We start from the raw sequence: 6,269 nt of genomic DNA, 5'->3' as shown, positions 1-6,269 counted from the left end.
ACCAGGTACGCACCTACCGGGCCTGGTACGCCCACATCACCTTGTCGATGCTCGCCCTCGCCTGGCTCGCCGGGACGAAAACCGAAGCGATAAAAGGGGAATCGGGATCGAAGATCAGGGCATGATCGCGTACACGCTACCCGAGATCCGCCGCCTGCTCGTGCAACTGATCCTGCGACACGCCCACCCGGACGAGCACATCTGGTCCTGGTCGAAGTGGCGACGGCGCCGACAACACCAGGCCCGCACCTCCCACTACCGACGTCGCGGACACTTCCCATAAGTGCCGTTGCAGTATTAAGACCCTATCCGCAAACGCTTTCGCCGAGCTTACGATGCCGCGTGTGACACTCGGCTCCCTGTCCTTGGCCCTTCTACGTGTGAACTACCGACTGGCGCGGCTTCCGCTGCAACTGTTCGAAGACGTGGCGGTGTCTCGGCTCGACGAACGGGAGCCGGTACGGCTCGCCTACGAGCAGATTCTGATCGACTGCGACCGTGCCGCGGCATACCTGCTCAACGATGGGAACGCGGCCCGGCGTGCGGCTGAGTTGGAGCGGCGGACCGCGTCGGTGCGACTGCTGATTGCCCGGGAACATCACCGCGTGCAGCGTCGTGGTGTGATCTTGCTCGATGAGCAGCGCGAGCGGTTTCATCAACGCCGTCAGCAGGACGCGGGTCAGCCGACATGACGTGTGCCTTGTTCGGCGTTACGGTGGTGCGCGGTCAGCACAATCGACCGGTGAGCCGACGGGCCCAGGTGGGGCGTAGGGAACTTTCGCGCATCATCAGGGCGCGCCGGCCGCTCTGGCCTTTCACGCCACGTGTGGTGGTAGCTGCCGGGATGGGGGAGGGCTGACTGCTTTGCGGCGGGCGGGCCCGTAGTTCGCTGGCGTAGTGCGCACCACGTCTCAACCCGGTTCAGCCCACCAGCGGCCTGAATTCGTGGAGGTTCAACAGCTGCTGCACATACTGCCCTTCGGCCAGCGCCGTCATGGCGTCGAGCCTGGCCAACTCTCCGGGGCTAGCCGTCGCAATGTCGAGTTGCATCAACTCGGCGACCCACTCCCGGATCTCCTGATGGATCACACCCGATCACCACCTCTGCACTGTGCGTTTGCGCGACTCGGGCCGACGCTGATTCTCGATCTGATCTGGCGTCAGCGCCGGATCTCGAGCCCGACGACGACGCCGGTCTTGCGTGCCTCCGCGATCGCGGCATCGTCCTGTGTGCTCATGCCTTGATTCTCCTCCGAACGTCCAGAGCGCGGGAATCGCCGGTTATCACCACTGAGTTCATTGCCTCTCCGGCGGCCATTTCCAGCCGCGGAGGGCGTAGTACCTCTCGCGGGGCTCGCCGGTCCAACCGTTGATGCCTTTCCGCGGAAGCCACCAGGCGTGGATCAGCAGCACGATCGCGGCCAGGACGGCGAGCAGCACGAAGAACCAGAATCGCCCCGCAGTGGCGGAAACCAGGACCGACAGCCCGCACAACACGACGATCTTTCCGATCCGCCGCCATTTCGGGGTGTGTTCCTCCCAATGCCCCCACACGATGGTGCCTACGGCGGTAATCCCGCATATCACCGCAATTTCGAACCAATAGGGCCAGCTGCTCATCGTTCACTTTCCCATGCCTCGCGGAGGCCGTCCTGCCTGCCGACCCCGGCGTGACCAACCGTCAGCAGAACAATCGCAGCAACCCGAGAGCTACTGTCCAGTTGAAGGCGTTCACCTTTCTGGGCAGTCAGTGGCGACCTGTTGCTCGTCGCCGATAATCGCAGTAGATCTCCGGATGTGGCTCCGGGTGCCCCGCTCGTCGTCCGGTCAGCGGGCGTAGCGCTGGTCGATCGGAGGCAGGGTGGTGGGGCCGAAGTTGTTCGCGATCGGCATCATCGCCGTGAACCAGGTGCGGGCCGGCTCGGTGCCACCGAAGAGGTTGCCGTCCCCGCACGAGCGCAGTGGGCTGGTGCAGATCTGGCCGGGGGTCGGCGAGTCCCCGAATACATAGACGCTGCCGGCCAGGTTGTTGGTGTACCCGACGAACGCCGACGACATGTGCGATTCGGTGGTCCCGGTCTTGCCGGACATCGGCAGCTTCCACCCGGCGGCCGCGGCCGCGGCCGACGCCGTGCCACCGGGCAGGTCGTCTTTGCTGAGCGCGTTGGACAGGGTGTCGGCCAGGCCGGGATCGATGACCTGCTCGCAGGCTTGCTGGGTGAGGGGTACCGGCCGGCCCTCGCGGTCGACGATGGAGTCGATCGGAGTCGGTGGGCACCATTTGCCGTGCGAGGCCAGGGTCGCGGCGACATTCGACAGTTCGAGCGGATTGATCCACACCGGGCCAAGGGTGAACGACCCCAGATTCTGGTCCTTCTGCATGTCGGCCAGGCTCTGGTCTCCGAACCCGGAGGTGCCCGGTTCGGTGTAGGACCGCATGCCGAGGCGCACCGCCATGTCGACCGTCGCATCCACCCCGGTGGCCTGGAGAAGTTTCACGAACGCGGTGTTCGGGGACTGGGCGAGGGCGTCGGTGACCGCCAATGCCCGCGGATAGGGGGCGGCGTTCTGCACGCAGTAGGTCGCCGCCGGGCATCCGGGGGCGCCGCCGTCGCCCATCCCGCGGGCGTCGAACCGGCCGGGCACGTCGAGGATCGCGTTGAGCCGGAGCCCCTTTTCCATGGCCGCGGCGGTGGTGAAGATCTTGAACACCGATCCGGCGCCGTGCCCGGACAATGAATAGGGCAACTCCTGCACCGTCTCGGCGGCGGCAGCGTCCAGGCCGTAGTTGCGGCTGCCCGCCATCGCCAGGACCCGATGTTGGTCCTGGCCGGGCTGCACGACGTTCATCACGCTCGCGATGTCGGGGAGCTTCGGGTCGGCGTAGGTGGACACCGCCGACCTCACTGATCCCTGCACGGCCGGATCGAGGGTGGTGCGGATCAGGTAGCCGCCCTTCTCGAGCTGCTCCCGGGACAACCCGGCGGTCTGGAGGTACTGCAACGCGTAGTCGCAGAAGAACCCGCGGTCGCCGGCGGCGATGCATCCTCGGGGCAGATTGTTCGGTTTCGGGAGCACCCCGAGCGGCGTTTCCTTCAGGGCGCGGATCTCGGCTGCCCGGTCCGGAACATTCACGACCAGGGTGTCCAGGACGACATTGCGGCGCTCGAACACCCCCTCCGGGTTGGTGTAGGGGTTGAGTGCGGAGCTGGACTGCACCATGCCCGCGAGCATCGCCGACTGCGCCAGGTTCAGGTCCTTGGCGTCGATGCCGAAGTACGTGCGGGCGGCGTCCTGTACCCCGAAGGAACCGTTGCCGAACGGCACCAGGTTCAGGTACCGGGTGAGAATCTCCTCTTTGGAGAGTTCCTGGTCGAGGGTCATCGCCATCCGGATCTCCCGGATCTTGCGGACCGGCGTGGTCTCGATCGCGGCACGGCGCTCGGCGTCGGTCTTGGCGACCACGTGCAGTAGGTAGTTCTTCACGTACTGCTGATTGATGGTCGAGGCACCCTGCTCGATCTGACCGCTGGTGGTGTTGGTGAAGAACGCCCGCATGGTGCCCTGCCAGTCCACCCCTTGATGTTCGCCGAACCGTCTGTCCTCGATGGAGAGAATCGCCAGTTTCATCTCGTTGGAGATCTGGTCGCTGGGGACCTCGAATCGGCGCTGGTCGTACAGCCAGGCGATCGGGTTCCCGGTGATGTCGGTCATGGTCGTCACCGCCGGCACCACCCCGTCGGCCAGTTCGGCCGAGGAATTACCGACGCTGTCGGCGGCACGGTTGGACGCGTACCCGAGCCCGGCGGCGATCGGGAACATCACCCCGGCCAGCATTATCCCCGCGGCCACGGTGGCGCCGGTGAGTTTGAGAACAATCTTGGAATGCACTTCGGCACCTCATTCCGACGGTGCACCGGCAACGAATCTACCGATGCTGAAACGACTATCGGGTCACGCGGCACGCCCGGTGAGGGATGTGGCGCCCAAGCCCGTGGCGGTCACGAGAGGGGAGTGGCGTCAGATCTGCTGGGACGGCAGCCGGTGCCTGCCTGTCACACCCGGAGCACACAGGTGCTGTTCCGCACGGGCATGGGTGAGACGGCCGAGGTCGGTGACGGTGCCCGGGCGCGGACCGGCAGCGATACCGGCCAGTTGACGGCGCCGCGCTCCGGGGCGCGGCGCGGCGCGAGCGCGTCGGCTCCGACGTCAGCTGGGAGCGTCTCGTGCACATCGTCCACCGCGTTGGTGTGGCCGAACTGCAGGGCCATGCGCTCGACGGCGATCACCCCGAGCACGGTGAGCAGCGCCGTGCGCCGCCGCGAGGATTGCCGACCGCCACACACAGGGCTCAAGGTAACACCGATAGCGTGTTTCCTGCCCTGTTCCGGGGAGAGACCATCAAAGGCGCTGAACCGGTGGGCGATCCGCCGCCCGTCGGCCACCGCCAAAGCGAGGGGGAGACCCCTGGCAGAAGATGACGGACCGCGCGGAGTCCGGATCTGGAACCACGCTGCGTCGATACAAGATGACGAATCATCACTTACAGATCGGTCAGAAATCGAGAAGCGCCGGCCCCGAGCCGCGCATAACGTGGTCGTCATCGCCGAACGAGCGGCCGCCGCATAACGAAGGAGACGAACATGAGCCCCACAATCCGCAGCCTGGTGATCCCCGTATCCGACCTGGACGCCGCCAAGGCGGTCTATTCCGCGCTGCTCGGCGCACCTCACACCGACGAGGCCTACTACGTCGGATACAACGTGGACGGCTTCGAGGTCGCGCTGAATCCAGGTGACGGGGCCGCCGGACCGGTTGCGTTCGCCGACGTCGAGGATCTCGACGCGACCCGCGACACGCTGCTTGCCGCCGGCGCAACCGAGCGCGACGCTCCACGTCAGGTTGCACCCGAGACACGGATTTGTGTGCTTGCCGACGCTGACGGCAACCCGATCGGGCTGCGCGGCCGATAGACGTCGGCGTGGCCGGGCCCTCCCACGTGAATCGCGCGGGAGGGTGGGGCGAATCAGCGCACTCGTCCAGGACTGCTACGCGTAACCTCGGCCCGGTGGACGGGCACTTGGACTGCTTGTGTTCCTTGCCATTCGACGGCGAGCGGACTATCTCCTGAGCACCTCGGCGACGCGGCGGAGCAGTTGGGCGGATCCTGGCCATCGCCTGCGCGTGACTGTGACCCGGAAACCGCCTGCGGTGACTGTGACCCGGAAACAGATTCGATGACCGTGCAGACGTCGCACCGACACATCACTACCGATCATGACGAAATCCACCAGGCAAACACAGCGGTTGAGCGTTCCACGCTCAATTCTTCGCCTTGACCTCGGTTTGGACCGGGGGGAAAATTGAGTCGATAACACTCAAGTTCGGTGGGTGTGACGACGAGCAGATCGACCGAAGGATCACGGCCACCCGGTGTGCTGCTGGAGGCGGTCATGGCTCGCGCGGTGGGAATCGATTTGGGGACCACGAACTCGGTGGTGTGCGTGCTGGAGGGTGGCGACCCGGTGGTGGTCGCCAACTCGGAGGGGGCGCGCACGACACCGTCGGTGGTGGCGTTCGCGAAGAACGGTGAGGTGCTGGTCGGCCAGCCCGCGAAGAACCAGGCCGTCACCAACGTCGATCGCACCATCCGCTCCGTCAAGCGCCACATCGGCACCGACTGGCATGTGGAGATCGACGGCAAGAAGTACAACGCTCAGGAGATCAGCGCGCGCACGCTCATGAAGCTGAAGCGCGACGCCGAGGCGTACCTGGGTGAGGACATCACGGACGCCGTGATCACCGTCCCCGCGTACTTCGAGGACGCCCAGCGTCAGGCCACGAAGGAAGCCGGCCAGATCGCCGGCCTCAACGTCCTGCGCATCGTCAACGAGCCCACCGCGGCCGCACTGGCCTACGGCCTGGACAAGGGTGACAAGGAACAGACCATCCTGGTCTTCGACCTCGGTGGCGGCACCTTCGACGTCTCGCTGCTCGAAATCGGCGACGGCGTCGTCGAAGTCCGGGCCACGTCCGGCGACAACCACCTCGGTGGTGACGACTGGGACGAGCGCATCGTCACGTGGCTCGTCGACAAGTTCAAGGCTCAGAACGGCATCGATCTGACCAAGGACAAGATGGCCCTGCAGCGTCTCCGTGAGGCTGCCGAGAAGGCCAAGATCGAACTGAGCTCCTCGCAGAGCACGTCGATCAACCTGCCCTACATCACCGTCGACGCGGACAAGAACCCGCTGTTCCTCGACGAGCAG

The 6,269-nt window shown here is 65.6% G+C and carries 8 protein-coding genes and 1 pseudogene; 5 read left to right on the top strand and 4 right to left on the bottom strand.

Going from position 1 to position 6,269, the window contains the following annotated elements; all coding sequences use genetic code 11:
* The 3 genes and pseudogenes from ACNJ7E_RS07540 to ACNJ7E_RS07530 form a co-directional block, all read left to right on the top strand.
* Window positions 1-125, top strand: a pseudogene (locus tag ACNJ7E_RS07540) (IS701 family transposase); the annotation flags it as partial.
* Entirely contained in the window at window positions 122-283 is a 162-nt protein-coding gene (locus tag ACNJ7E_RS07535) for a hypothetical protein (protein WP_418339497.1), read from the top strand. The pseudogene ACNJ7E_RS07540 and the gene ACNJ7E_RS07535, both read left to right, overlap by 4 nt.
* Window positions 284-344: 61 nt before the next feature.
* Window positions 345-692, top strand: coding sequence for a hypothetical protein (locus ACNJ7E_RS07530; RefSeq protein ID WP_280782293.1), 348 nt, complete (start codon window positions 345-347; stop codon window positions 690-692).
* A 229-nt stretch (window positions 693-921) separates the two neighbouring features.
* Here ACNJ7E_RS07530 and ACNJ7E_RS07525 read toward each other — a convergent pair whose 3' ends face one another.
* The 4 genes from ACNJ7E_RS07525 to ACNJ7E_RS07510 form a co-directional block, all read right to left on the bottom strand.
* Window positions 922-1,089 (bottom strand): hypothetical protein, encoded by a 168-nt coding sequence (locus ACNJ7E_RS07525; RefSeq protein ID WP_198602278.1) that lies wholly within the window; start codon window positions 1,087-1,089, stop codon window positions 922-924.
* Between the two features lie 207 nt (window positions 1,090-1,296).
* Window positions 1,297-1,620: a hypothetical protein gene (locus ACNJ7E_RS07520; RefSeq protein WP_280782292.1), complete on the bottom strand. Its 324-nt coding sequence runs from the start codon at window positions 1,618-1,620 to the stop codon at window positions 1,297-1,299.
* A 207-nt stretch (window positions 1,621-1,827) separates the two neighbouring features.
* Window positions 1,828-3,891, bottom strand: coding sequence for a transglycosylase domain-containing protein (locus ACNJ7E_RS07515; protein ID WP_280782291.1), 2,064 nt, complete (start codon window positions 3,889-3,891; stop codon window positions 1,828-1,830).
* A gap of 164 nt (window positions 3,892-4,055) precedes the next feature.
* Entirely contained in the window at window positions 4,056-4,346 is a 291-nt protein-coding gene (locus tag ACNJ7E_RS07510; RefSeq protein WP_280782290.1) for a hypothetical protein, read from the bottom strand.
* Between the two features lie 297 nt (window positions 4,347-4,643).
* Between ACNJ7E_RS07510 and ACNJ7E_RS07505 the strand changes: the two genes are divergently transcribed.
* Window positions 4,644-4,973 (top strand): VOC family protein, encoded by a 330-nt coding sequence (locus tag ACNJ7E_RS07505; protein ID WP_280782289.1) that lies wholly within the window; start codon window positions 4,644-4,646, stop codon window positions 4,971-4,973.
* 480 nt (window positions 4,974-5,453) lie between these two features.
* Window positions 5,454-6,269 (top strand): Hsp70 family protein (locus ACNJ7E_RS07500; protein WP_418339496.1); only part of this gene is annotated, 816 nt, incomplete at its 3' end.

Source organism: Rhodococcus mengyinensis (assembly GCF_048381435.1).
Taxonomy (GTDB): Bacteria; Actinomycetota; Actinomycetes; order Mycobacteriales; family Mycobacteriaceae; genus Rhodococcus_F; species Rhodococcus_F opacus_D.
This window is presented reverse-complemented; position numbering and strand designations above follow the sequence as displayed.